This window comes from Paenibacillus sp. NRS-1782 (genome assembly GCF_050467685.1).
Taxonomy (GTDB): domain Bacteria; phylum Bacillota; class Bacilli; order Paenibacillales; family Paenibacillaceae; genus Paenibacillus; species Paenibacillus terrae_A.
In genome coordinates this window covers 1-639 of record NZ_JBITPH010000115.1, presented here as the reverse complement: position 1 = coordinate 639, position 639 = coordinate 1, and the positions used below count along the sequence as shown (strand labels likewise).

The window sequence follows — 639 nt, the reverse complement described above, 5'->3', positions numbered from 1 at the left end:
GGGGACAGAGGTTCCTTTGGTGTAGCTGCTGATCTGTTCATTTTTCTCGCTTTGATAAAGCAAAATTGATTACCTCTCCAATTATGATCGAAGTCAAAATGATATAAAGCATCATAATATCAAACTTATATCCAAGGACGTAGAATATGCCTATACCTAAAGCATAACTTACTATAATCCCTACGTACCGCTTTAGTAATTTAGTCATGGTGTACAGCCTATAGGGGAGGGCTGTGAACTAAAGAATTTTCCGGTGTCAAACACGCCAGTTACTTTCGTCCGTGAAGCACTCTCATAAAATATCACATGATGTGCGTAAGGTATGACTCCACATGTTCGAGGATACGAATATTGATATACCGTAAAGTAAGCTACAGTATTCATCCCAGCCGAAATACTAATCACAGTAAGAATGGTTGAAACAGGTACTTTAGTAATCGTTGAGATGATCCCTGCACCTATAGAAATCCCTACATTTACCCAATTATAAGAATAATCAAACTTTCCAGCAAAAGTTCCACCAGAAGGAACATCGTTTAATGAAAAATCTGAATTAATTTCTTTAACCATTAATTCATCCTGCTTAACTCCATCAATCAGAAGTTTTTGATCTTGTAGGAAATATTCAATTTTAGTTGT

At 36.2% G+C, this 639-nt stretch carries 1 pseudogene; it reads right to left on the bottom strand.

From position 1 onward, the window contains the following. Positions 1–204 precede the first annotated feature (204 nt). Positions 205–639, bottom strand: a pseudogene (locus ACIFQM_RS24910) (hypothetical protein); the annotation flags it as partial.